Source organism: Vibrio sp. 811 (assembly GCF_033339195.1).
In genome coordinates this window covers 17,631-43,344 of sequence record NZ_JAWOUB010000011.1, presented here as the reverse complement: position 1 = coordinate 43,344, position 25,714 = coordinate 17,631, and the positions used below count along the sequence as shown (strand labels likewise).

General features: G+C 44.8%; 19 protein-coding genes and 1 pseudogene. 17 read left to right on the top strand and 3 right to left on the bottom strand.

The features are described from left to right. The first annotated feature begins 18 nt into the window (after positions 1-18). The 9 genes from R7Q46_RS16175 to R7Q46_RS16135 all read left to right on the top strand — a co-directional run bounded on the left by R7Q46_RS16175 (position 19) and on the right by R7Q46_RS16135 (position 12,804). On the top strand, positions 19-1,227 hold the full coding sequence (locus R7Q46_RS16175; protein WP_005382264.1) for a DEAD/DEAH box helicase: 1,209 nt from the start codon (positions 19-21) through the stop codon (positions 1,225-1,227). Positions 1,228-1,480: 253 nt separating this feature from the next. Beyond that, on the top strand, positions 1,481-2,143 hold the full coding sequence (locus R7Q46_RS16170) for a potassium channel family protein (RefSeq protein ID WP_005388291.1): 663 nt from the start codon (positions 1,481-1,483) through the stop codon (positions 2,141-2,143). Next, positions 2,140-3,507: a TrkH family potassium uptake protein gene (locus tag R7Q46_RS16165; protein ID WP_025766961.1), complete on the top strand. Its 1,368-nt coding sequence runs from the start codon at positions 2,140-2,142 to the stop codon at positions 3,505-3,507. The genes R7Q46_RS16170 and R7Q46_RS16165 overlap by 4 nt, the downstream gene beginning before the upstream one ends. A gap of 360 nt (positions 3,508-3,867) precedes the next feature. Further along, on the top strand, positions 3,868-6,852 hold the full coding sequence (locus R7Q46_RS16160; protein WP_262647552.1) for a M6 family metalloprotease domain-containing protein: 2,985 nt from the start codon (positions 3,868-3,870) through the stop codon (positions 6,850-6,852). Between the two features lie 172 nt (positions 6,853-7,024). Further along, positions 7,025-7,837: a hypothetical protein gene (locus tag R7Q46_RS16155; RefSeq protein ID WP_042524012.1), complete on the top strand. Its 813-nt coding sequence runs from the start codon at positions 7,025-7,027 to the stop codon at positions 7,835-7,837. 176 nt (positions 7,838-8,013) lie between these two features. Beyond that, a complete protein-coding gene (locus R7Q46_RS16150) occupies positions 8,014-9,483 on the top strand; it encodes a protein adenylyltransferase SelO (protein ID WP_318077607.1) in 1,470 nt (489 codons plus the stop codon). 212 nt (positions 9,484-9,695) lie between these two features. Next, a complete protein-coding gene (locus R7Q46_RS16145; RefSeq protein WP_017634784.1) occupies positions 9,696-10,694 on the top strand; it encodes a TRAP transporter substrate-binding protein in 999 nt (332 codons plus the stop codon). A gap of 70 nt (positions 10,695-10,764) precedes the next feature. Beyond that, entirely contained in the window at positions 10,765-11,439 is a 675-nt protein-coding gene (locus R7Q46_RS16140; protein WP_005382256.1) for a TRAP transporter small permease, read from the top strand. Between the two features lie 3 nt (positions 11,440-11,442). Beyond that, the gene (locus tag R7Q46_RS16135) at positions 11,443-12,804 is read left to right on the top strand and encodes a TRAP transporter large permease (RefSeq protein WP_005382255.1); all 1,362 of its coding nucleotides are present in this window, start codon (positions 11,443-11,445) and stop codon (positions 12,802-12,804) included. 33 nt (positions 12,805-12,837) lie between these two features. Here R7Q46_RS16135 and R7Q46_RS16130 read toward each other — a convergent pair whose 3' ends face one another. The 3 genes from R7Q46_RS16130 to R7Q46_RS16120 all read right to left on the bottom strand — a co-directional run bounded on the left by R7Q46_RS16130 (position 12,838) and on the right by R7Q46_RS16120 (position 16,246). Then, positions 12,838-13,020 (bottom strand): hypothetical protein, encoded by a 183-nt coding sequence (locus R7Q46_RS16130; RefSeq protein ID WP_021034161.1) that lies wholly within the window; start codon positions 13,018-13,020, stop codon positions 12,838-12,840. Positions 13,021-13,098: 78 nt separating this feature from the next. Continuing rightward, positions 13,099-14,436 carry a sigma-54-dependent transcriptional regulator gene (locus tag R7Q46_RS16125; RefSeq protein ID WP_017819922.1) on the bottom strand — a complete coding sequence of 446 codons (1,338 nt, stop codon included), beginning with the start codon at positions 14,434-14,436 and terminating at the stop codon, positions 13,099-13,101. Between the two features lie 4 nt (positions 14,437-14,440). Further along, positions 14,441-16,246, bottom strand: coding sequence for a sensor histidine kinase (locus R7Q46_RS16120; RefSeq protein WP_104975972.1), 1,806 nt, complete (start codon positions 16,244-16,246; stop codon positions 14,441-14,443). A 39-nt stretch (positions 16,247-16,285) separates the two neighbouring features. Between R7Q46_RS16120 and R7Q46_RS16115 the strand changes: the two are divergent. The 8 genes and pseudogenes from R7Q46_RS16115 (at position 16,286) to R7Q46_RS16080 (ending at position 25,710) form a co-directional block, all read left to right on the top strand. Further along, a pseudogene (locus tag R7Q46_RS16115) lies at positions 16,286-16,498 on the top strand (hypothetical protein). A gap of 274 nt (positions 16,499-16,772) precedes the next feature. After that, positions 16,773-18,080, top strand: coding sequence for a trigger factor (tig, locus tag R7Q46_RS16110; protein ID WP_005382251.1), 1,308 nt, complete (start codon positions 16,773-16,775; stop codon positions 18,078-18,080). 105 nt (positions 18,081-18,185) lie between these two features. Next, positions 18,186-18,812, top strand: coding sequence for an ATP-dependent Clp endopeptidase proteolytic subunit ClpP (clpP, locus tag R7Q46_RS16105; RefSeq protein WP_005382347.1), 627 nt, complete (start codon positions 18,186-18,188; stop codon positions 18,810-18,812). 70 nt (positions 18,813-18,882) lie between these two features. Continuing rightward, on the top strand, positions 18,883-20,163 hold the full coding sequence (clpX, locus tag R7Q46_RS16100; RefSeq protein ID WP_005382345.1) for an ATP-dependent protease ATP-binding subunit ClpX: 1,281 nt from the start codon (positions 18,883-18,885) through the stop codon (positions 20,161-20,163). A 130-nt stretch (positions 20,164-20,293) separates the two neighbouring features. Continuing rightward, positions 20,294-22,645 (top strand): endopeptidase La, encoded by a 2,352-nt coding sequence (lon, locus tag R7Q46_RS16095; protein WP_005382343.1) that lies wholly within the window; start codon positions 20,294-20,296, stop codon positions 22,643-22,645. Positions 22,646-22,836: 191 nt separating this feature from the next. Continuing rightward, the gene (locus tag R7Q46_RS16090; RefSeq protein WP_005382341.1) at positions 22,837-23,109 is read left to right on the top strand and encodes an HU family DNA-binding protein; all 273 of its coding nucleotides are present in this window, start codon (positions 22,837-22,839) and stop codon (positions 23,107-23,109) included. Positions 23,110-23,310: 201 nt separating this feature from the next. Beyond that, positions 23,311-25,170, top strand: a complete 1,860-nt coding sequence (ppiD, locus tag R7Q46_RS16085) for a peptidylprolyl isomerase (protein ID WP_318077605.1) — start codon at positions 23,311-23,313, stop codon at positions 25,168-25,170. Positions 25,171-25,425: 255 nt separating this feature from the next. Next, positions 25,426-25,710, top strand: coding sequence for a ComEA family DNA-binding protein (locus tag R7Q46_RS16080; protein WP_031777211.1), 285 nt, complete (start codon positions 25,426-25,428; stop codon positions 25,708-25,710). Positions 25,711-25,714 lie beyond the last annotated feature (4 nt).

Below are 25,714 nucleotides of genomic sequence, written 5' to 3'. Positions count from 1 at the left end.
CTCTGTTGAGACCTTTCTATGCCATTTTCTAAGCTTGGTTTAAGCGCATCGATTGCTGATGCAGTAAAAGCGCTAGGTTATGAAAAACCCACTTCTATCCAACAAAAAGCCATTCCAATCGTATTGCGTGGCCGCAATTTAATTGCAGCAGCGCAAACGGGCACAGGTAAAACGGCCAGTTTTGTTCTGCCAATCTTAGAAAAGCTTAGTCGAGGCGAAACGCAACGTAAAAAACGCGCTCGTGCGATTATCCTAACGCCAACACGCGAACTTGCGCTTCAGGTTCATCAAAGTATTGAAGCTTATGGTAAAAACTTACCATTACGCTCAATGGCGATGTTTGGTGGTGTGGATTATGCACCACAAAAACAAGCCTTGATCGAGGGGGTCGATATTGTGGTAAGCACGCCTGGGCGCTTGATTGATCTGTACGGTCAACGCGCGATTCACTTTGATGAAGTGGAAATGCTAGTGCTTGATGAAGCCGACAAAATGTTGGATATGGGATTCATCGATGCGATCGACAAAATCGTCGACTGTATGCCAGAACATGTGCAAAGTTTGCTGTTCTCAGCGACGTTATCTAACCCTGTTCGTGACTTGGCGAAAAATGCGATTATTGATCCTGAAGAGATCACGATTGCAAAGCACAGTGCCTCAAAATCAAATATTAAACAGTGGATCACGACCGTCGATAAAGACATGAAGTCGTCGCTGTTAAGTCACTTGCTTAAAGAAAATGACTGGTCGCAAGTACTGGTATTTATTGAAACTAAACACGGCGCAGCCAAACTGGTAAGCCAACTTGAGAAACGTGGCATTGTGGCAGAAGCATTCCACAGTGGCCGTAATCAGCGTGTTCGCCAGGAATTAATAGAAAAGTTTAAAGCGGGTGAAATCCAGTACTTAGTCGCAACCGGCGTTGCTGCGCGCGGTATTGATATTGATAATCTGCCAGTTGTCATCAACTACGATTTACCTTACCCAGCGGATGAGTATGTACATCGTATTGGTCGTACAGGTCGTGCTGGCGCGAAAGGTGAGGCGATATCACTGGTTTCAAAAGACGACTTTAAGAACCTCTGCATGATTGAAAGTCGTTTAGGGCACTTGCTAGAGCGAGTGGAAATTGAAGGTTTTGCGCCAAGAAAGCCAGTACCAATTTCAATTTTAAATTACGTGCCTAAGAATAAACGTAAACCGCACGATAAGCGCGAATCAAAATAGCCAGTTTATCCCATGATCTAAAAGCCGCATTCTTGCGGCTTTTTGCGTTTTAAGGCATCCAATTATGTAGCCATCGCGACGGTTTCTATTCGGTAATGAGGAAAAAAGTTAATCAGTGTCATACGCTTAACACGTAAAGTGAATCAAGGTGCGTTAAGCTTTTGTCAATTATCTGTCCGCAGGTTTGCACAAGGTAAGGAATGGGCGCAAACTTTTTTGCTTGCTAATGAATGCATAATAAGATGGGGCACAAATGAAAACAGGTGATAAGCAATTCGCCGTTATTGGTCTTGGCCGATTTGGTTTGGCAGTGTGTAAAGAGTTACAAGATTCAGGCGCTCAAGTTTTAGCCGTTGACATCAACGAAGACAGAGTTAAAGAAGCCGCCAGTTTTGTTAGTCAGGCGGTTGTGGCTAACTGTACTCACGAAGAGACGGTTGCTGAGCTCAAACTTGATGATTACGACATGGTGATGATTGCCATCGGAGCGGATGTCAATGCCAGTATTCTTGCGACATTGATTGCTAAAGAGGCGGGAGTAAAGTCAGTATGGGTTAAAGCCAACGACCGCTTCCAAGCTCGTGTTCTGCAAAAAATTGGCGCAGACCACATTATCATGCCTGAGCGTGACATGGGGATACGTGTCGCGCGTAAAATGCTCGATAAACGGGTTCTTGAGTTCCACCCATTAGGCAGTGGCTTAGCTATGACGGAGTTTGTGATTGGCTCTCGTTGGATGGGTAAGACACTAAGTGATTTGGCTCTGTGCAAAGTCGATGGCGTGCAAGTGCTAGGGTTTAAACGGGGCCCAGAAATTACCAAGGCACCTGACCTTAATACCACACTAGAAATTGGTGACCTAATTATTGTGGTCGGCCCTCAAGATGCGCTCGCAAATAAATTAAAATCGCTATGACGTATTTTCATCAGAAAGGTGTTTTTTACGCACCAGATGGTAAACAAGAGAAAGCGAAAGGCAATGAACCGCGAATTATATTGCTCAGTTTTCTCGGTGTTTTACTGCCTTCTGCGGTATTGCTAACCTTGCCAGTATTTTCTGTTACGGGCCTGTCGATAACGGATGCTTTGTTTACCGCAACGTCCGCTATTAGTGTGACAGGGCTTGGTGTTGTCGATACTGGGCAACACTTTACGCTTGCGGGTAAAATCTTGCTGATGTTTTTAATGCAAATCGGTGGGTTGGGGCAGATGACTTTGTCGGCGGTCTTACTCTATATGTTCGGCGTGCGTTTGAGTTTGCGTCAACAAGCGCTGGCGAAAGAAGCATTAGGGCAAGATCGGCAAGTCAATCTAAACCGACTAGTAAAGCGGATTGTTGTTTTCGCGCTTGTTGCAGAAACGGTCGGGTTTATTTTTCTCTCTATCCGCTGGGTCCCTGAAATGGGCTGGCAGACTGGTATGTTTTACGCCTTGTTTCATGCAATTTCTGCATTTAACAACGCTGGGTTCGCGCTGTTTTCTGACAGTATGATGAGCTTTGTGAATGATCCGTTGGTTATCTTTACACTGGCGGGGCTATTCATTTTTGGCGGGCTTGGTTTTACTGTTGTGGGTGACATCTGGCTAAACTGGCGCAAAGGTTTCCACTTTTTGCATCTTCACACCAAAATCATGCTGATTGCGACACCGATATTGCTCTTAGTCGGAACGATGATGTTTTGGTTACTTGAGCGAAGCAACCCAAACACAATGGCGTCTTTACCTGCAACAGGGCAATGGTTGGCGGCATTCTTTCAATCTGCGAGTGCGCGAACGGCAGGGTTTAATAGTGTTGACTTGGCGTTGTTTACCCAGCCGGCCTTACTGGTCATGATTGTTCTGATGTTAATTGGAGCGGGTTCCACCTCAACGGGGGGCGGTATTAAAGTTTCCACATTTGCTGTTGCGTTTATGGCTACGTGGACCTTTTTACGCCAAAAGAAACATGTGGTTATGTTTAAGCGAACCATAAATTGGCAAACTGTGACTAAGTCATTGGCAATTATCGTTGTGAGCGGAGCCATCCTGACAAGCGCAATGTTTTTATTGATGCTTACCGAGAAGGCCAGCTTTGATAAAGTTATGTTTGAAACCATTTCCGCATTTGCCACAGTGGGGCTCACCGCCGGTTTGACTGCGGAACTTTCTGAACCTGGTAAATACATTATGATCGTGGTGATGATCATTGGTCGTATTGGGCCGCTCACGCTTGCCTACATGTTGGCACGTCCTGAACCTACCTTGGTCAAATACCCAGAAGACGCCGTTCTTACAGGTTAATATAGCGTTAAACAATGGCCGCGCGACCATTACGAGCATTGATTAATAGCAGTGCTCGTACATTTATAGAATATGTGGAATGTTGCCCAGTTTTACCTACAAATTCGTAGAAGTTCATTTCTTCTTCCTTTCGTTTCGATACTATTCATTCACTCAATTTATATTCTCAGAAGCTACGCTCATAACAGCGTTTTGGAATCCGACGCTTTTGTAGTGTGACACCAAACTACGTCGTGTTATCTGAGCGAATTGATACCAGCCTTCGTCAATAGTCACTCAGTCTTACTCTATGCCCATAGGGTTACTTTGTGTTTGTTGTGCTTGGTATTAATTAACGAATCGAAAAGATGGAGTCGTACTTTGAAATTCAACACACTCGCCATGGCTATGCTAACTGCGCTTCTTGCAGGGAAGAGCATGGCAACTACTCCGCCATCACCGGTTTGGCATACTATTGCGTTGAGCGATGGTAGTTCCAGTGAGGCAATTCTACGTGGAACGGCAGATTTCCACTGGTTTGAAGATAAGCAGGGCAATGCCTTACTTCAGGAAGACGGCGTTTGGTTTTTCGCGCGGATTCAGCGCGAGTCAGACACGCCAATATTGATCTCGACAGGTGTGGTGAAAACGCAGTCGAGTGAGCCACCTGAGTCGGCGAAGTTTCGCCCGGATTTACAAGTTAAACCGCAATTATCTTCTCTAAAAACCATTGAGCCGATGGCACGAAAAAACCTACTGCGTTCGGCGCAAGGTTACCAGGCGATGAGCAGTTCAACGGTGAAGCAGCAGCCCCTATTGGTTGTGCAAGTTTCGTTTGATGACCAAGCAATGGTGCATGATTTTGAGCAACGCGTATTTAATACCAATGGTCAAAGCGTTGTGGATTACTTTGATAAAAACTCTCAAGGTAAATTCAAAGTTGTTCCTGCACTTGAGAGTTACGGCACCGCCAATGACGGTGTGATAGATGTGACTGTGGCACAAAGCCACCCTAACTGTCACTCTAGTTCGACTGATAAGACATGCACCGCCAAGTTGAATGCGGTTTTCACCGAGGCTTATCAAAAACTGGATCCATACTTTAATCTTTCGGCCTACGACAGCAATCAAAATGGTACCGTAGAACCGTCAGAACTCTCTGTCATGTTTATTTTTGCGGGGGGCGATCGTTCAACAGGGGTTCTCAACCGTCCTGCTATTTGGCCGCACAAATTCTCTCACGATGATGTCACACTAGATGGTAAAAAGATCACAGACTATTGTGTGTTCGCTGACTATCAAGTTGATCATCAAGCGACCTTGGGCGTGATCGTACACGAGCTTGGCCACTTAATGCTTGGCTTACCGGATTTGTACGCAAGGAACAGTGATGCCTCGATCGGCTCTTGGGGCGTGATGGGTGGCGGTTCATGGGCGCAGAAACCGGGAGATTCATACGCTGGTGACACTCCGGTGAACATGAGTGCATGGAGCAAACACGCTGCTGGCTTTGTTGTACCAACGGTAACTCATGAAAGTCCAGCGCCTATTTCTGTGAACAACGACGATGTCAAGCTGGTGTATCTCGACCCGTACTTGAAAGAGTTTGGTCCACGTATTTACTTGGAAAATCGCACCTTTAGCGGTTACGACCGAGCATTGGCGGCTGAAGGTATCCTAGCGACGTCGGTCAATGTCCAGAACCGCTTTAATGATGTTGGCGCGATGCAGGTTCAAATCATGCAGGCTGATGGTCTGAATGAGTTAGAAAATGATGGTAGGAGTGACGCTGACGATTTATACCCTAATGGTGGCGATGTCATTTCAGATACATCGACCCCGGGTCTGAGAGCGATCACAGGGTTTGATACTGGGGTTCGTATTTCCAACATTGCCAGCAACACCAACGGCGGTAGCTTTTCTCTTGAGCATACAAACGAACCAAATAAATCAGCATGGCTGAACTCTCTTCATCAAGGTTATGTGTACGCGAGTGGGAGTAACACTCTGGCGGTGTCACTGGACTTGAATAGTGATACAGAGCTTGATGGTCTTCAACTTTACGCGCAAAGAGATAGCGCTCAAAGTGACATGACTTATCGAGTTTGGCGATTCCCATTTTCTGGAAACATTGGCTATCGATTAATATTGAATCAAAACAACGCTGAGCTTTTACAGCAAGGTAACTTCCAAAAGTCATCTCGAATTTTATTCCCCCAACCAAGCCAATTGAGTGCGGGTCAGCATTTATTGGTCGTTGAATTGGAAGGCGGTCAATTTGATGCAAACTTTGATTTCGGTCGCTTGCTAAAAACTGAAAAAGCCTCCCTACCTGTAATGTGGACTGGTGATTACAGTGAGATTGGCACGTTTGGTCTAGAAAAAGCCGGGTTCTCTTATATTCCGTTTGCAGCATTATTAAATGTGGATGCGAGCAACTTGGTTGAAGCGAAATCTGATTCGTTACAAACCAATAAAAATACGCCAATCAAACTGAACCTGATGGACAATGATTTCATGGCGGTAGGGTATCAGTTCAATGTGGACATTGTGCAGAAGCCTGAGCACGGCACCATCTCTGGCAACCAGTACCAACCTGAAGCTAACTTCGTTGGTCTGGACACTTTCCAATATCGTTTGTTGTCGGTTGATGGTGCGTACTCATCTTCAATCGTGAATGTGCAGGTGGAAGTGCTTGGCAGCAACGAAGCGCCAGTGGCCGTGATTGATGTTGATAATAAAGACATGACGGTTGGGCAGCGAGTCACGTTGTCTGCGTTAAATAGTACGGATGCTGATGGTGATGTGTTGAGTTATAAATGGGAGCAGTTGGCTGGCACTTCAGTTTCTCTTGGCAATGCCACCAGTGTTAGCACAAGCTTTACGGTGCCTCAAGGTGCAAAAGCTGGTGAGGTTCTGACATTCCGTTTAACCGTGACTGATCCTAGTAATGAAACGTCCAGTGCTACCGTCGATTTAACCATGAAAAACGCAGCGCCACTTACGCTTGCAGATACGGCGACCGTTGCCGTTGGTGAAAGTATTCTGATTGATGTAGCGAGCAATGATTCGGATGTGAACGGCGATAAACTGGTTGTAGAAAGTGTACAGAACGTAACGAGTGTGGGAAGTGCGAGTGTAGAGAATGGCAAAATCCGTTTTCAAGCACCGGATAGCCCTACTGACGGCATCAAGCTGCAATATACGGTTTCAGACGGTCATGGTGCCACTGCTACGGGTGAAGTTATCGTGACGGTTGTTGCTTCTTTGAAGACAACGACATTCAAGAACTCTGAAGGTAGCGGCAGTGTTTCTTATTGGGCTTTGATGTTACTTGCAACATTAGGCTGGCGACGTCGCGTCTAAAACGGTATTGAATTGCGGTATAAGCCACTCACATTGAGTGGCTTATTTTTTATCTGATTTATTTTGGTTTCGTTCTCATTATCTTATGAGATGTGTTTCTCATTATTTTTAAAGCGATTTTTCTACTCTGCGGTTACCCTAGGGGCCGATTTTTATGAACTAAGGATGTTATATGTCTACCGAGGGCTTTTCTGTTTCGGAAATATGCCGAGAAGCGGCAGTGATGGTCAGAAGGAATCTACTCGCAATTGTTATTGCTTGTATTCCGTTGATTATCGTGCACTCAATTTTTGCTTTTATGTATCCTGAAATGACGGGGCAAGATCAAGCGAACGTTCAAGAAGGCAATGTCTCAGGATTTTATTTCGTCACAATTATTTTGTACCCACTTGTTGCCGCTATGGCGGCTGTGCGTGTGCATCGAATTTATTTAGTCGGCGATTACATGCACTCGGCGTTGGATGTATGTCGTTTGTCAGCTCGAGAATTCCGTTTCATAGGCTGGTGGATACTGTTTGGACTGATGATGATGCTCGTTATTGGTATCCCGATCTTTGTGTTGTCGTTTATCTACATTGCAGAAAGTGGTGAAGCCGACTTTGTTGCTATGGCTATTATCACAACGATTGCAAGCATTCCTGGCTATTGGGTAATGGCGCGATGGTCATTTGTGTTGCCAGCGACAGCAATGGATCATCAGCCGCGAAGCTTGCTTCGTTCGTGGAACCAGAGCAGACCATACAACAAACAAGTATTCATTTTGATGGGACTAATTCCATTGGGTGCGGGCTTGCTCAGTCAGCTGATCTTTAGCCACTTTACGAATCTCTTTATGTTGAGCCTCGTCGGTGTGGCCTATGGTATTTTTGGCGCGTACCAGCTGGCATTGTTATCGTTGAGCTATAAAACGGTAGTGGATATCGAACGCGCTCGTTTTGATACGCCATCACAGCCACCAAAAACGGGTGAAGAATTTTCCGCTTAACCCTTTGATCGTTTTTACATGATACCTCCGTTTAGGAGATGGTCTGCGGCAGGTTGATACCTTCCTGCCGCCTTCGCGTTATTCACGCAAAATACCCATGCCCATTTCATGGCTGAATGACAGGGACATTCACACGTATACTCACAACAGTACTTCTTTTTATTAAGGAACCCTACATGTCCATTTGGCAACGGGTCAATTTCACCCATCGCTTTAGTCAATTACCGTCAGCGTTCTATACGTTGGTCGAGCCACAACCCTTGGACAACACTCGCTGGGTCGCTTGGAATGGTGAGTTTGCACAGCAGTTTGGTTTACCAGCAGAGCAAAACGATGAGTTATTGGCGGTTTTTTCTGGGCTAAGTGAATTCGAACAATTTCGTCCTCTTGCGATGAAATATGCAGGCCATCAGTTTGGCGTTTACAACCCAGATTTGGGCGATGGACGTGGATTACTGTTGGCAGAAATTGAGCATCAGGATGGTACTTGGTTTGATCTTCACCTCAAAGGTGCAGGGCTAACGCCTTACTCGCGAATGGGGGATGGGCGAGCGGTATTACGCTCGACTATCCGTGAGTACCTGTGCAGTGAAGCCATGGCGGGCCTTGGGGTTCCCACGACACGTGCTCTCGGTATGATGGTCAGTGATACACCTGTTTATCGAGAAAAAACGGAATCGGGCGCTTTGTTACTTCGAATGGCTGAAACCCATGTTCGATTCGGTCACTTTGAGCATTTCTTTTACACCAACCAGTTAGCAGAGCAGAAGCTGTTGGCGGATAAGGTGATTGAGTGGCACTTTGCTGATTGTGCATCGGCGGAGAAACCATATGCCGCGATGTTTGACGCCATCGTGACTAAAACAGCCGAGATGATCGCATATTGGCAAGCTTTTGGTTTTGCGCATGGCGTGATGAATACCGATAACATGTCAATTCTTGGGCAAACTTTTGATTATGGTCCGTTTGGCTTTCTTGATGATTATGAGCCGGGATACATTTGTAATCATTCAGACTACCAGGGTCGTTACGCATTTGATCAACAGCCTAGAATTGCGCTTTGGAACCTGTCAGCACTGGCGCATGCGTTATCGCCACTCGTTGAACGAGAAGATTTAGAATCGTCGTTGAGTCAATTTGAAGTTCATTTAAGCCAGCAGTTCAGCCGCCTCATGCGTGAGAAGTTGGGCTTAAAAACTAAGATAGCGGAAGACGGGCGTTTGTTTGGAGCTATGTTTGAGCTTCTTCACCAGAACAAAACGGACTACACTCGCTTCTTCAGAACACTCTCAAACCTTGATAATGCGCCTTCCCAAGCCGTAATCGATTTATTTCTCGACCGAGAAGCTGCGCGAGCTTGGCTTGATCTGTACTTAGCTCGGTGTGAGCTAGAGGTTGATGAACTAGGGGGCCTGATTTCAACCGAACAGCGTTGCAAACAGATGCGTCAAGCCAATCCCAAATACATCTTGCGTAACTACTTGGCTCAGTTGGCGATTGATAAAGCGGAAGAAGGGGACTTTAGCGAATTACACCGATTGGCCGAACTGTTAAAACGCCCATTTGATGAGCAACCCGAGTTTGATGATTATGCGAAATTGCCGCCGGAATGGGGGAAGAAAATGGAGATAAGCTGTTCTTCATAAATGGGTCATTTCCCACCCATTTATATCTTTTTCTTGGGTGGAATTCACTCGTTACACTTCGGATTCATGTTAACGGGCTTTGTTAATTTATTGAAATATATATAAATTTTAACATGGTCCATTAATTGCTCTTTGTTGAACATCCGTACCCATCGCCTAACACCTAGTTACTCATGGACGGGATGGGATGTGATTCAACAAGGAGAATAATAATGTTTAAGCCTCTAACTCTACTATCTGTCTCTGCACTTGCTGTTACCAGTTTTAATGCTGCCGCAAATTGTGACCCGGGTGAAACGGTCATCAAGTTTAGCCATGTAACGAACGCGGACAAACACCCTAAAGGCATCGCGGCTTCGTTACTTGAAAAGCGCGTCAACGAAGAGATGAACGGTAAAGTCTGTATGCAGGTGTTTCCTAACTCAACTCTTTATGATGATGACAAAGTGTTGGAAGCGCTACTGAATGGTGATGTTCAACTCGCTGCTCCTTCTCTTTCTAAGTTTGAGAAATTCACCAAGAAGTACCGCCTTTTCGATCTCCCTTTCTTGTTCGATGATGTCGACGCGGTTGACCGTTTCCAAAACTCGGAAGCGGGTGAAAAGCTGAAAAATTCAATGAAACGTCGTGGCCTACAAGGCATTGCGTTTTGGCATAACGGCATGAAGCAAATGTCAGCCAACAAGCCGCTCATTTCTCCAACTGATGCTGAAGGACTTAAGTTCCGTGTTCAAGCGTCTGATGTACTCGTTGCTCAGTTTGAGCAGCTAGGTGCTAACCCACAAAAAATGTCGTTCAAAGAAGTTTACGGCGGCTTGCAAACTAAGGTTATTGATGGTCAAGAAAATACTTGGTCAAACATTTACGGCAAAAAATTCTTCGAAGTTCAAGATGGCATTACGGAAACGAACCACGGAATTCTGGATTACTTAGTTGTGACGTCAAACGACTTCTGGAAAAACTTACCAGATGATCAGCGCGAGCAGTTAAACACCATTATTCAAGAGGTAACTGCGCAGCGTAATGCTGAGTCAACCAAAGTAAACCTTGCGAATAAGAACAATATCATCGAAGCAGGTGGTGTGGTTCGTACTCTAACGCCAGAACAGCGCCAAGAATGGGTCACTGCACTTCAACCAGTATGGAAGAAGTTCGAAAAAGACATTGGTTCTGACCTAATCGAAGCCGCTTTGGCGTCTAACCAAAAATAATAACACCTAGCACATTTAGCCCTCTCAAACTGAGGGGGCTCTTTCCCCCTACAGACGACGTGATGTAATTATGGAACAGACTTTTTTTGCCAAGGCTGGACGAATCACCGATGCCATTGAAGAGACTTTGATTGCTTTCTTCTTGGGTGCCATGACCTTGCTGACCTTTGCCAATGTCATCTTTCGTTATGTCTTTAACGACAATATTCTTTGGGCGCTTGAGCTCACCGTTTTCATGTTCGCATGGATGGTGTTGGTTGGCGCATCTTATGGTGTGAAAAAACACTTTCATATTGGTGTCGATGTCATTATTAACATCGTTCCGGAAGGTAAACGAAAAGCCCTGGCGCTTTTTGCAGCAATGTGTTGCTTAGCCTTCTCTATTTTGCTGTTAATTGGCGCTTGGAACTACTGGTATCCGTTCGCTACTGACCGAGCGTGGTATGAAACGGACGATATTCCAATGCCTGAAATGCTCCAGTTCATGGCCGACTGGTTAAATGAGGGAGAGCGTTATGAAAAGCTGCCACGTTTTATTCCTTACTTCGCTTTGCCACTTGGAATGGCGCTACTAACGTTTAGATTTGTTCAAGTCACGTGGCAAATCGCTACTGGTAAGCTCGATCGCTTGATTGCAGGACATGAAGCGGAGGAAGAGCTCGAATCTCTTAAAGCTGAGATGAGTGACGCTGAAGACGTAATGGCTCCAAAGGCCTCGCAAGACGCTAAAAACAAGGAGCAATAAGCCATGGATATCTTATTTCTATTTTTGATGGTAATTGGCTTTATGCTGGTTGGCGTGCCAATTGCTATTTCGCTGGGCCTTTCCAGTGTTCTTTTCCTTTTAATGCATTCGGATGCCTCTTTAGCATCAGTTGCTCAAACGCTGTTTAATGCATTCGCGGGCCACTACACGCTATTGGCTATTCCATTCTTTATATTGGCTTCAAGCTTTATGTCGACGGGTGGCGTAGCAAAGCGGATCATTCGTTTCGCCATTGCCATTGTAGGCTGGTTCCGCGGCGGTTTGGCGATGGCTTCGGTTGTCGCGTGTATGATGTTTGCCGCGTTGTCAGGTTCCTCACCTGCAACGGTTGTTGCCATAGGTAGTATTGTTATCGCAGGTATGATCAAAAACGGTTACTCAAAAGAGTTTGCCTCTGGGGTAATTTGTAACGCAGGTACGCTAGGGATTTTGATCCCACCTTCGATTGTGATGGTGGTGTATGCAGCCGCAACGGATGTGTCAGTTGGACGTATGTTCCTTGGTGGTGTGATTCCCGGTTTGCTGGCGGGTGTCATGTTGATGATCGCGATTTACATTGCCGCGAGAATCAAGAACCTTCCAAAACAACCTTTTGTCGGTTGGAAAGAAACCTTTGATGCCGCCAAGGATGCAAGCTGGGGCTTGTTGTTGGTCGTCATCATTCTTGGTGGTATCTATGGCGGTATCTTTACGCCGACAGAAGCCGCTGCGGTTGCTGCTGTGTACTCATTCTTTATTGCTAACTTTGTATACAAAGACATGGGGCCATTTGCAGACAAGAAAAACACTAAACCTGCGCTCGTTAAAATCTTCCAAACCTTTGTTCATAAAGACACGAAACACACCCTGTATGAAGCGGGCAAACTCACCATCATGCTGCTGTTCATCATTGCTAATGCCTTAATTTTGAAGCATGTTTTAACGGAAGAACGGATCCCGCAAATGATCACCGAGTCGATGCTCTCGGCTGGTCTCGGACCAATCACTTTTTTGATTGTGGTGAACGTCTTGTTGCTGATTGGTGGTCAGTTCATGGAGCCATCAGGCTTGTTGATCATTGTTGCGCCGCTCGTGTTCCCAATTGCGATTGCATTAGGTATAGACCCAATTCATTTGGGCATAATGATGGTGGTGAATATGGAGATAGGAATGATAACGCCGCCCGTGGGTCTTAACTTATTTGTGACCGCTGGTGTTGCCAAAATGTCGATGATGAACGTAGTGAAGGCAGCATTACCCTGGGTTGGAGTGATGTTCTTGTTCCTAATTATCGTCACATATGTACCATGGGTTTCGACTTGGTTGCCTACTACCTTGATGGGGCCGGAGATCATTACCAAGTAATGGAAGCCAGAAAGTAGAAAGAGGTGTGAGAATTCACACCTCTTCGTCTATTGACTTGTAACAAGTTTTGCGCGGGTCTGAATTAATTCGACGTTCATAGTGTCGCCACCTCTTTTTATTTTTACGACGCTCTTCACCGAATCTTCTCTCTTCTTGATAGCAACCGTCTACGAGCACGGTATCTGTAACAATCGGTATTCTCACTTTTTCGTTCATATCTGTAACAACCATGATAAACCTGTTGTTAAAAATTATGATTCAAGTTGAATATAATGCCAGCTATTTGAACGTGTTTTATTTGTAAAGGTCTTTATTTATTTGGTAGCGCTGCATCTTGTCGTAAAGGGTTTTTCTTGGCACATTCAATTGGCACATTGTCTGTTTAATACTACCGTTGTTTTCTAATAAAGCGCCTTCAATGGCTGCTCTCTCAAACTCCGCCACTTGCTCTGCAAGGCTTGAGGAAGACTTAGCAACTGGGTTCGATTCTCCCAACTGAATTAACTTACCCAATAGCACAAAACGCTCTGCAGCATTTCTGAGTTCTCGAACATTGCCAGGCCAGTCATGGCTCATCAGTTGCGCTAGATCTTGGGGTGACAAGCTAGGTGAGCTTTTGCCATAACGTGAAGCTGCTACCAACAGAAAGTGGTGAAAGAGGGCGGGAATGTCTTCTTTTCGTTCGCGTAGTGGCGGGAGATCCAGGGTCACGACATTGAGCCGATAATAGAGGTCCTGACGGAAAGTACCTTCTTCAGCTGCGTGTTTTAAATCGACCTTTGTTGCGGCAATCACTCGAATATCTAAAGGCAATAATTCATTTGAACCGACACGCTCAATCACGCGCTCTTGTAATACCCTCAATAAACGAATTTGGGCTTGGATAGGCATCGACTCGATCTCATCCAAGAAAAGTGTGCCGCCTTGTGCAAACTCAAATTTACCGATACGACGGCTTTCGGCGCCAGTGAATGCGCCTTTTTCATGGCCGTAGAGTTCACTCTCAATTAAGTTCTCTGGAACCGCTCCACAATTTACGGCGACAAAGTTTTGGTTTCGGCGAGAGCTTTGCTCATGTAAAGAACGAGCGATTAACTCTTTCCCTGTACCGGTTTCACCAAACAATAAAATATCGGCGTCGGTATCGGCGATTTGGGTGATGGTCTCTCGTAATATTTGGATGCTAGAGGTTTCACCAATAACTCGTGGGCCAAGGGTTTTACTGGCTTTAAGTGACAGGCGCAGTTTTTCATTTTCATTGGTTAGTTTGCGCTTCTCAATCGCCCGCTTAACCGTTTCAACCAAATGCTCTGGCGCAAAAGGTTTCTCAATAAAGTCGTAAGCGCCTTGATGAAGGGCTTGCACTGCCATGGAAATATCACCGTGTCCAGTGATCATGATGACGGGTAAGTTTGCATCGCGTTGAGTCAAAGTTGTCAGCATATCCATACCAGAAATGCCCGGCAAACAGATATCAGTGACCACGACGCCAGCTTCTTCTCCTTGCTGCATCGCTATTAAAGCCGATTCTGCATCCACAAAAAACTTGGCGTCGATATCCGCCAGTTCAAAGGTCTGTTCTATAGCGAGTCTGAGATCGGCCTCATCATCAATAAAAAACACCTGACACATGATCTTATCCTTTTGATGGTTCAGTGTTGTAAGAAGTGATAGGTAAACACAATGAGAATCGAGCGCCGCCTTGTTCTCGATTATGGGCACATAATTTTCCATTCATACTGGCTAAGATTTGTTGCGAGATAGAGAGACCCAAACCTAAACCGTTCAGTTTAGTGGTTAGAAACGGCTCACATAAATCAGAAAGTGAGAAAGAGCCAAGTCCTGGGCCATTATCATCAACATGAATCCAAACTAAATCAGTGTGCTCATCGTGTTCTACAGATAATTCTACCTGTTTGTCTTGTTGTTCTTTGAGTGCTTCTATCGCATTAGTCAGTAAATTGACCAACACTTGCTCCAGTTGAATAATATTGATCTGCACTTCAACATCATGCTCTGGCAAATTTGTTTCTAACGTGACGCGCCCTGATTTAAATGCGGGCTTCATCAGTTCTTTTACAGAGGCTATCACAGGGAACAATCGAGATTGAGCCAACTCGTCACCACTGGTTTTTTTGGCGAAAGAGCGAAGTTGCTGACTGATATTTGCCATACGGTCAGTGAGAGCAGAAATGCGAGTGAGATTATCTTCCACTCGCTCATATTTTTCTTTTTTTAGAAACAGCTTGCCGTTCTCCGCAAAGCTACGAATTGCCGCAAGTGGATTATTCAGTTCGTGGCTGATACTGGCCGACATTTGTCCTAACACCGCGAGTTTCGCTGCTTGCACCAATTCGTCTTGAGTAACGCGTAAAGTTTGTTCGGTATCGATACGCTGTGCGATCTCCGCTTGCAACTCGGCAGTCCGTGCCATGACTTGATATTCCAACTTTTGATTTGCTTCTTGTTGAATTCGTTCAAGTTGCAAGTGACGCTGTTGACGGTGATAGATAAGCTGACCAATTAAAAACAAAACCATGAATGCTAGAGTGAGTACAAAGATGTAACCCATGGTGAACCAAACGATCGACTGTTTAGGAGACAGCACACGAATAGTCAGTTTGAGTTCGGGTAGGGGCAGCGAAGAGACTACCAAGGTTCCTTTATTGTATGGGTAACCCTGTTTAAGCTCAGAATGCACCTCGTCCAAACTACCCACTAATCCAAGCGTTTCAATTGGCGCATCAAGATATTGTTGGCTTGCCCAAACTTGCTTTTTCTCTTTTTTTGTCAGTGGTTGTAAGCTTTTGAGTAGCCATTCACTTCGGCTACTCATGAAAACAATTCCGTATGGGTCGCTGGCGACAAAAACACTGTTTGGTTGCTGCCAGTTGTCCTCTATCTTACTTAGGTCCATCTTCACCACGACGACACCAAGTACACCGCCAGCGTATATGATGGGATAAGAATAGTAGTAGCCACGTTTACCAGATGTTGAGCCCAGTGCGTAGTATTGGCTTCTTTTGCCTACAATGGCTTGTTTGAAATAAGGGCGAAATGCAAAATTTCGCCCGATAAAGGAGCGCTCTTTACGCCAGTTGCTGGCCGCGATCGTTGTACCCCATTGATCGATTAAGTACGTATCCGCTGCTTCAATCACGCCATTAACGGATTCTAAATACCGATTAGTGATTTCCAGTTGCGCACTGTTGTTGGGGTGCAGAAGCGCTTGATAAAGAGGATCATCTTTAGCGAGAAGATTTGGAATATGGGCGTACTTATCGAGTTTATTTTTTATATGGCCAGAAAACTGCTCCAACTGTGATTGGTGTTTATCAAGTAGAGATTGATAACTGGTCTGCCAAACCCAATGGCCACCGATAATTGCGGACAGGAAATAGAAAGCAAAAAATGTCAGCAGAATCCGTTTTTTTTGCGACATCCTTACACTCCTTACAACTTCCTTTGGTCACGTAAGAAAATGTTAATAGTTTGTAGGAAGGATTAGGGATTTAGTTTTCAACTCTGTGGAGTAAAACAAGAGCAAGATCTCTTTTTAGGCTTTTCGATAAAAAAACCGGTCGATTCTCTTGAAAAAGTCGCTATTGTCCCCATTCTAGATATGCTGGCAATGCTTAGACGGTGTCTGAATCGCATTTTTGAAGAAAAAATGGGTCAGCATTCGAGAATTTAGCGCAGACAATGTCCACATAGTGGCTATTGGCTCGACAGGGTTGCGACAGATCGCTAGAATGTCGCGTCTAAAAATTCTGTCCTGAGGCTAATAGGAGATACCTTTGGTTATTTTATCGAAGATATCACTGATTAGTCCGGTACTGACAACCAGTATCGATACTCGATTTTAAATTAGGTGTTCGGACAGAACACTACACAAGGATGAAGCGTAAGCTCCTCTGAGTTTCGCTCATACGCTCGGAAAACCGAGCCACTTTAGAGGTTTATATATAATGCAAGTTACTGTTGAAACGCTAGAGGGCCTAGAGCGCCGTCTAAACATTACTGTTCCAGCTGCAAACATCGAAGACGCTGTAACAGCTGAACTACGCAACATCGCTAAAAACCGTCGTTTCGATGGTTTCCGTAAGGGTAAAGTGCCTCTAAAAATGGTTGCTAAGATGTACGGCAAAGCAGTACGTCAAGACGTTCTTGGTGAAGTAATGCAACGCCACTTCATCGAAGCTATCGTTAAAGAGAAAATCAACCCAGCTGGCGCTCCAACTTTCGCTCCTGTAGAGAACAAAGAAGGTTCAGACCTAGTTTTCACTGCAACTTTTGAAGTTTACCCAGAAGTTGAGCTTAAAGGCCTAGAGAGCATCACTGTTGAAAAACCATTAACAGAAGTTAAAGATGCAGACGTAGAAGAGATGATCGATACTCTACGTAAGCAACAAGCAACTTGGGTTGAAGTTGAAGAAGCAGCAGAAGATGGCAAACGCGTAAGCATCGACTTCGTTGGTTCTATCGACGGTGAAGAGTTCGAAGGCGGTAAAGCTGAGAACTTCCCTCTAGAAATGGGTGCTGGTCGCATGATCCCTGGTTTCGAAGACGGTATCGCAGGTAAAACTGCTGGTATGGAATTCGACATCGACGTGACTTTCCCAGAAGATTACCACGCTGAAAACCTAAAAGGTAAAGCAGCTAAGTTCGCAATCAAAGTGAATAAAGTTGAAGCTCGTGAACTTCCAGAACTAAACGATGAGTTCGTTGCTAAGTTCGGTGTTGTTGAAGGTGGTGTTGAAGCACTTAAAGCTGAAGTTCGTAAGAACATGGAACGCGAACTTAAGCAAGCTGTTAAGAACCGCATCAAAGAGCAAGCGATTGACGGTCTAGTTGAGCAAAACGACATCAACGTACCATCAGCGCTTATCGAGCAAGAAATCCAAGTTCTACGTCAACAAGCTGCACAACGCTTCGGTGGTAACCCAGAAGCTGCTGCTCAGCTTCCACGTGAACTGTTCGAAGAACAAGCTAAACGTCGCGTAGTTGTTGGTCTTCTACTAGGTGAAGTAATCAAATCTGAAGAGCTAAAAGCGGACGACGAGAAAGTTAAAGCTCTAATCGAAGAAATGGCTACTGCATACGAAGATCCATCAGAAGTTATTGCTTACTACGAGCAAAACGAAGAAATGATGAACAACATGCGCAACGTAGCTCTAGAAGAGCAAGCAATCGACGCGATCATCGCTAAAGCACAGGTTTCTGAGAAAGAAGTAGGCTTCAACGAGCTACTTAACCAACAACAACCTGCTGCTTAATAAGCAATATCTTGCGTAGAAGGTTGACTTAACGTTAACTATTCTGCTAACAATGGTCCGTATGATAGTCATCATCCGGGCCATTTATTTTAGGGACATAAGAATATGAGCTACCAAGAAAAAAATGCAATGTCGCCAATTATGGACGCGCTAGTACCAATGGTGGTTGAACAAACTTCCCGAGGCGAACGCTCTTACGACATCTACTCACGTCTGCTGAAAGAGCGCGTGATTTTTTTAACGGGTCAAGTGGAAGACCACATGGCAAACCTTGTCGTGGCTCAGCTACTTTTCCTAGAATCTGAAAATCCAGATAAAGATATTTTCCTATACATCAACTCGCCAGGCGGCAGCGTAACAGCTGGTATGTCTATTTACGATACCATGCAGTTCATTAAGCCAAATGTCAGCACTGTGTGTATGGGTCAAGCATGTTCAATGGGTGCCTTCCTGCTTGCAGGTGGTGCGCCAGGTAAGCGTTACGTACTGCCTAACTCTCGTGTAATGATCCACCAACCATTGGGTGGTTTCCAGGGTCAAGCTTCTGATATCCAAATCCATGCTCAGGAAATCCTGACGATTAAACAGAAGCTAAACAAGTTGTTAGCAGAACATACAGGCCAACCTCTTGAAGTCATTGAGCGCGATACTGATCGTGATAACTTCATGTCATCAGAGCAGGCTGTGGAATACGGTATCGTGGATGCAGTGTTAAGCCACCGTGGCGAGTAATTAGCCAGCGCATTTTGGCAAAAATTGATATACACTCATTCATGAAGAGTAAAGGCTAAGAGGTTAGCGAATGACAGATAAAAGCAAAGAAAGTGGCAGCGGTAAATTGCTGTACTGTTCTTTCTGCGGCAAAAGTCAGCACGAAGTTCGCAAGCTAATCGCAGGTCCGTCAGTGTACATTTGCGACGAGTGTGTCGACTTATGTAACGATATTATTCGCGAAGAAATCAAGGATGTTCTCCCTAAGAAAGAATCTGAAGCGTTACCAACGCCAAAACAGATCCGTGAACACCTTGATGACTATGTGATCGGGCAAGATTACGCGAAAAAAGTGCTCGCAGTTGCGGTATATAACCACTACAAGCGTTTACGCAATGGTGATACAACGAGCGAAGGTGTGGAGCTTGGTAAGAGTAACATCCTTCTAATTGGTCCTACAGGTAGCGGTAAAACACTACTTGCGGAGACATTAGCTCGATTCTTGGATGTGCCATTTACAATGGCAGACGCGACGACACTAACCGAAGCCGGTTACGTAGGTGAAGACGTTGAAAACATCATCCAAAAGCTTCTGCAAAAATGTGATTACGATGTAGCTAAAGCGGAACGCGGCATCGTTTACATTGATGAAATTGATAAGATTTCACGCAAAGCTGAAAACCCATCTATTACGCGTGACGTATCTGGTGAAGGTGTTCAGCAGGCGCTACTAAAACTTATCGAAGGTACGGTTGCATCGGTTCCACCTCAAGGTGGTCGTAAGCATCCTCAGCAAGAATTCCTACAAGTGGACACATCTAAGATCCTGTTCATCTGTGGTGGTGCTTTTGCTGGCTTAGACAAAGTTATTGAGCAGCGTGTTGCAACAGGTACAGGTATTGGCTTTGGTGCTGAAGTTCGTTCGAAGAATGAATCGAAGACGGTAGGTGAGCTATTTACTCAAGTTGAACCTGAAGATTTAGTGAAGTACGGCCTCATTCCAGAATTCATTGGTCGTCTACCTGTAACAACAACACTGACTGAGCTTGATGAAGAAGCGTTGATTCAGATCCTATGTGAACCGAAGAACGCACTGACCAAGCAATATGCAGCATTGTTTGAGCTAGAAAACGCCGAACTTGAATTCCGTGAAGATGCGCTGCGCGCTATCGCGAAAAAAGCAATGGAGCGTAAAACAGGTGCTCGTGGCTTACGCTCGATTCTTGAAGGCGTGCTACTTGAAACCATGTACGAATTACCATCTGCAACAGACGTTAGTAAAGTCGTGATTGATGAGTCCGTCATTAATGGCGAGTCAGAGCCACTGCTTATTTACAGTAACGCAGACAATCAGGCAGCTGGAGCAGAGTAAATTCAGCCATAATGAAAAAGGAGGTAAGTAATTACCTCCTTTTTTTATTTCTCTTATTGAATCCAAACAATTAGCCCCCATATACTGCCTTAAGTAATACGTTAAACGTGAAAGCGGAAGAGAGAATTATATGAACTTGGAACGTTCCGAGCGTATCGAGATCCCGGTACTACCTCTACGTGACGTAGTGGTCTACCCACACATGGTTATTCCATTGTTTGTTGGTCGTGAGAAATCGATTAGCTGTCTAGAAACGGCGATGGAAACCAACAAACAAGTTCTTCTTGTGGCACAAAAGCAAGCGGATACTGACGAGCCTACGGTTGACGACCTATTTGACGTAGGTACGGTAGCCACCATTCTCCAGCTCTTGAAGCTTCCGGATGGCACAGTAAAAGTATTGGTCGAAGGCCAGCAGCGAGCAAAAATCAATCACTTTAAAGAGAGTGACTTCTTCCTAGCAGAAGCTGAATTTGTTGTTACGCCTGAATTGGATGAGCGTGAGCAAGAAGTGATTGTTCGCAGCGCGATTAATCAGTTTGAAGGGTTCATTAAGCTAAACAAGAAGATTCCACCAGAAGTGCTAACGTCACTTAATGGTATCGACGAAGCCGCACGCTTAGCGGATACCATTGCGGCTCATATGCCGTTAAAGTTGGTGGATAAGCAGCAAGTGCTTGAAATTGTTGACGTCACTGAGCGTCTGGAATTCCTGATGGGCCAGATGGAATCAGAGATCGACTTGCTGCAAGTTGAAAAACGAATTCGTGGTCGCGTTAAAAAGCAAATGGAAAAATCTCAGCGTGAGTATTATCTGAATGAGCAAATGAAAGCGATTCAGAAAGAACTTGGTGAGATGGAAGACGCACCAGACGAGTTCGAAACGCTACAGAAGAAGATTGACGAATCAAAAATGCCTCAAGAGGCACGTGAAAAGACAGAGCAAGAGCTGCAAAAGCTTAAGATGATGTCTCCAATGTCTGCTGAAGCAACAGTGGTTCGTAGCTACATCGATTGGATGGTCAGCGTTCCTTGGGCTAAGCGCTCAAAAGTTAAGAAAAACTTAGCGAAAGCAGAAGAGGTTCTTAATGAAGATCACTACGGTCTAGAACGCGTCAAAGAACGTATCCTTGAATACCTGGCGGTTCAAAACCGTATCAACAAGCTAAAAGGTCCTATCCTTTGTCTTGTTGGTCCTCCTGGTGTAGGTAAAACGTCTCTTGGTCGTTCAATTGCTTCAGCTACAGGCCGTAAGTATGTTCGTATGGCGTTGGGTGGTGTGCGTGATGAAGCGGAAATTCGTGGTCATCGTCGTACTTATATCGGCTCATTACCAGGCAAATTGATCCAGAAGATGTCGAAGGTTGGTGTGAAGAACCCGCTGTTCTTATTGGACGAAATCGACAAAATGTCTTCAGATATGCGTGGTGATCCGGCATCGGCTCTACTAGAAGTCCTTGATCCTGAACAGAATAACTCGTTCAACGATCACTACTTAGAAGTGGATTACGATCTCTCTGACGTTATGTTTGTTGCGACATCGAACTCGATGAACATCCCGGGCCCATTGTTAGACCGTATGGAAGTTATTCGTTTATCTGGTTACACCGAAGACGAGAAGCTGAACATTGCAAAACGTCACCTTGTTGATAAACAAGTGAAGCGTAATGGCTTGAAAGCGGATGAGATCGTCATTGAAGATTCTGCGATTATTGGCATCATTCGTTACTACACGCGTGAAGCGGGTGTCCGTAACTTAGAGCGTGAGATTTCTAAGATCTGCCGTAAAGCGGTGAAGAACATCTTGCTGGATAAGGACATCAAGTCAGTAACGGTAACGATGGACAACCTAAAAGAGTACTTAGGTGTTCAACGTTTCGATTACGGTAAAGCGGATGAAAGTAACCGAATTGGTCAAGTAACTGGCCTAGCTTGGACCGAAGTGGGTGGCGATCTATTAACGATTGAAACTCAATCAATGCCAGGTAAAGGTAAGCTGACACAAACGGGTTCTCTTGGTGATGTGATGCAAGAGTCTATCCAAGCAGCAATGACAGTGGTTCGCTCTCGTGCAGAAAAGCTAGGTATCAATACTGACTTCTACGAGAAGAAAGATATTCACGTACACGTCCCGGAAGGCGCGACACCAAAAGATGGCCCAAGTGCGGGTACAGCAATGTGTACAGCATTGGTTTCCTCTCTAACAGGCAACCCTGTGAAAGCAGAAGTAGCGATGACGGGTGAAATCACACTGCGTGGTGAGGTTCTACCTATCGGCGGCCTAAAAGAGAAGTTACTTGCGGCACACCGTGGTGGCATTAAGACAGTGCTAATTCCAAAAGATAACGAGCGTGATTTGGAAGAGATTCCTGATAATGTTATCGCGGATCTGGAAGTTATCCCTGTACAGTGGATTGATGAAGTACTGAAAGTCGCACTAGAGCGAGACCCGACGGGCGTTGAGTTTGAGTCTCAAAAATAGTGATGTGTAGCAAAAATAAGTAAAAGTTTACGCTGATAAGCCCAAAAAGGCTTGTCAGCGTTTTTTTTGGGCGCTAAGTTAGTTTCGATAGCTGCCAGCCCTTGATGAATAAGGGGTGGAGCATATTTTCTTAACAATGGAACGAAAGTCATCACAAAAATAATCACAGATGACACAAAGGGGAAATTACAGTGAATAAAACTCAGTTAGTAGAACAAATCGCAGAAAATGCAGATATTTCTAAAGCGTCAGCGGGTCGTGCTCTAGATGCATTCATCGAAGCAGTAAGCGGAACTCTTCAATCTGGTGATCAAGTCGCTCTAGTTGGCTTTGGTACATTCAGCGTTCGTACTCGTGCTGCACGTACTGGTCGTAACCCAAAAACTGGTGAAGAAATCCAAATCGCAGAAGCAAAAGTACCAGCTTTCAAAGCTGGTAAAGCACTGAAAGACGCTTGTAACTAATCACGGCGTTATTTCTGTAACCGGCCATTTGCTTAACTTTTGCTCAAACAATAAGTTTCGAACAAAAATTTACAAACTTCGAGCCGAACTTTCTTAAATTATGCGCATCATACTGATGCGCATTTCTTTTTCTGATATTATTGCGCCATTATTTCTATTAGATAGAAGCAGTAGGCTTCAATTGTGGAGAGCAGTTAAATTATGATGGATCGACTACGCGAAGGCGTGAATAGCATCGCGGTCAAAATTATCCTTGGACTTATCATCCTGTCTTTCGTATTTGCAGGTGTAGGTAGCTACATCGTTGGTGGTAGCAACAACTCTGCAGCGAAAGTTGGTAACACTGAGATTCCTCGTGGTGAGTTCGAGATGGCATACCAAAATGAGCGTAACCGTATGCAAGCTCAGTTGGGTGACTACTTCTCTCAAATGCTGGCTGACCCTGCATATGTTGAATCTTTCCGCAAATCCGTTTTAGATCGAATGATCAATGACGTGTTGCTTGACCAACAAGCTGAAGCTTTGGGTCTGCGAATCAGCGACACTCAAGTGCGTAGCATGATTCTAGACATGCCTCAGTTCCAATCTAATGGTCAGTTTGATCAAGAGATCTATCAAGCTTCTTTGCGTCGTGCAGGCTTTTCGCCAGACTCTTTTGCTGAGTACATGCGTCGTGAATTGGTTCGTGAGCAACTGCTGAATGCGCTACAAAACAGTGAATTTATTCTGTCGGGTGAAGTACAAGCAGAAGGCAAGCTGTTCACTCAAACTCGTGATATTCGCACGATTCAGATCGACTTAGCGGAGTTTGCGAAAAATATTGAATTGACCGACGAAGAAATTCAAGAGTACTACAAAGCAAACCCAGACAACTTTACACGCCCAGAGCAGGTTAAAGTCTCTTACATCGAACTGTCAGCTGAAGCGCTAAAGGAACAAGTTAATGTTTCTGATGCTGAGGTGAAAAAGTACTACGACGAGCACTTAAACAAATACTCTTCAGAAGAGCAACGACGTGTCGCTCACATTCTTGTAGAAGGGGACGATGAAGCAAAAGCGCAAGCTATCCTAGATGAGCTAAACGCGGGTGCAGATTTTGCGACGCTTGCTCAAGAGAAATCTGACGATTTTGGCAGCGCTGAAAACGGTGGTGACCTAGGTTGGATTGAGCGTGATGTGATGGACCCTGCTTTTGAAGAAGCGGCATTCGCACTGAAGAATCCTGGCGATACGTCGGGTCTAGTAAAGTCGGACTTTGGCTATCACATTATCAAGCTTGAAGAGCTAAAAGATTCTGTGGCGAAGCCATTTGAAGAAGTCGCTGCTGAAATCAAACAAGAGATGGTCGACCAACAAGCGATCGATCAATTCTACGAGTTGCAAAATGAGCTTGAGCGCGTAGCGTTTGAATACCCAGACTCATTGTATGATGCTTCTCAAGCGGTTAACCAAGAAGTGAAGACAACGGACTTTATTTCTCAGGTTGATGCACCTGAAGTGCTTCGTAGCCCTGCGGTAATGCAAGCTATCCTAAGCCCTGAAGTTAAAGAAGATGGCCTAAACTCTGAAGCTATCGAAGTTGCGCCTGAGCATATTATCGTTGTTCGTGTTGAAGATGCGCGTGACGAGACAGTTCTTCCACTAGAAGAAGTGAAAGATCAGGTTGTTGCAGAGCTATCTCGTGTTAAAGGTGAGCAAGAAGCGATGGAACTTGGAACACAAGTCGTTGCGGCATTGAAAGAAGGTAAGACGAACGTGCTTGCTGAAAACAATCTTGCCTTTGGTGAACAAGAGACAGTAGATCGTCGTTCTCCGTTGGCAACAACGGTATTCGCGATGGCAAAACCAGTCGATGGTAAACCAGTATACGGTCAGTCTAAAGATCTTGAAGGTAACATCATTATCATCGAGCTTGATGCTGTAAACGCAGAGCTAGATAGTGAGTTAGAAGATCAAGTTGCGATGCAAATGCAGCGTGCATCTTCTCAGCAAGATTTATCATCTGTACTAGCCGTACTGCGTGCAAATACTGACATTGAGTACTTTGTTGTGAGCAACTAAGCACAATTAGTGTAATTTGTATGTTGAATAAAACGGACCGCATAAGCGGTCCGTTTTATTTTTGTCTTTATGAACTTCAATCATCAATAGGCATTACTTAAATTAGTGCGCGTTTAAGTGATAGCGGCCGTTGTGAATTCCGGGTCATCTCAGTTTGTTAAATGCATAACCATATTGCTTTCCATTGCAAACTTGATAGTGACTCGCTCTCGACGACTGTTTTTAGCCTACTATTTTGGAGATTGTATGTTCAATATGAAATGGATTTTGACATTGTGCTTATTTGTTTTTGCACCTTTTAGCATGGCTGCGGATTCAGCCACTGACAAATATGAAGGAATTGAAATTACTGTAAATATCAACACGGCCACTGCTGAAGAAATTGCGACCATGTTGAAAGGTATAGGTGAGAAGAAAGCGCAGAGTATAGTGGACTACCGCGAGGAACATGGCCCTTTTAAAACGGCAGCAGATTTGAAGAGCGTAAAAGGCATAGGTGAAGCGACAGTTAAGAAAAACGAAGACCGCATTTTACTGTAGCTTG

Excerpts from the sequence above, each read along its gene's own strand:
- R7Q46_RS16175 (WP_005382264.1), top strand. The coding sequence starts at position 19 with ATGCCATTTTCTAAGCTTGGTTTAAGCGCATCGATTGCTGATGCAGTA.
- R7Q46_RS16170 (WP_005388291.1), top strand. The coding sequence starts at position 1,481 with ATGAAAACAGGTGATAAGCAATTCGCCGTTATTGGTCTTGGCCGATTT.
- R7Q46_RS16165 (WP_025766961.1), top strand. The coding sequence starts at position 2,140 with ATGACGTATTTTCATCAGAAAGGTGTTTTTTACGCACCAGATGGTAAA.
- R7Q46_RS16155 (WP_042524012.1), top strand. The coding sequence starts at position 7,025 with ATGTCTACCGAGGGCTTTTCTGTTTCGGAAATATGCCGAGAAGCGGCA.
- R7Q46_RS16150 (WP_318077607.1), top strand. The coding sequence starts at position 8,014 with ATGTCCATTTGGCAACGGGTCAATTTCACCCATCGCTTTAGTCAATTA.
- R7Q46_RS16145 (WP_017634784.1), top strand. The coding sequence starts at position 9,696 with ATGTTTAAGCCTCTAACTCTACTATCTGTCTCTGCACTTGCTGTTACC.
- R7Q46_RS16140 (WP_005382256.1), top strand. The coding sequence starts at position 10,765 with ATGGAACAGACTTTTTTTGCCAAGGCTGGACGAATCACCGATGCCATT.
- R7Q46_RS16135 (WP_005382255.1), top strand. The coding sequence starts at position 11,443 with ATGGATATCTTATTTCTATTTTTGATGGTAATTGGCTTTATGCTGGTT.
- R7Q46_RS16130 (WP_021034161.1), bottom strand. The coding sequence starts at position 13,020 with ATGAACGAAAAAGTGAGAATACCGATTGTTACAGATACCGTGCTCGTA.
- R7Q46_RS16125 (WP_017819922.1), bottom strand. The coding sequence starts at position 14,436 with ATGTGTCAGGTGTTTTTTATTGATGATGAGGCCGATCTCAGACTCGCT.
- R7Q46_RS16120 (WP_104975972.1), bottom strand. The coding sequence starts at position 16,246 with ATGTCGCAAAAAAAACGGATTCTGCTGACATTTTTTGCTTTCTATTTC.
- tig (WP_005382251.1), top strand. The coding sequence starts at position 16,773 with ATGCAAGTTACTGTTGAAACGCTAGAGGGCCTAGAGCGCCGTCTAAAC.
- clpP (WP_005382347.1), top strand. The coding sequence starts at position 18,186 with ATGAGCTACCAAGAAAAAAATGCAATGTCGCCAATTATGGACGCGCTA.
- clpX (WP_005382345.1), top strand. The coding sequence starts at position 18,883 with ATGACAGATAAAAGCAAAGAAAGTGGCAGCGGTAAATTGCTGTACTGT.
- lon (WP_005382343.1), top strand. The coding sequence starts at position 20,294 with ATGAACTTGGAACGTTCCGAGCGTATCGAGATCCCGGTACTACCTCTA.
- ppiD (WP_318077605.1), top strand. The coding sequence starts at position 23,311 with ATGATGGATCGACTACGCGAAGGCGTGAATAGCATCGCGGTCAAAATT.
- R7Q46_RS16080 (WP_031777211.1), top strand. The coding sequence starts at position 25,426 with ATGAAATGGATTTTGACATTGTGCTTATTTGTTTTTGCACCTTTTAGC.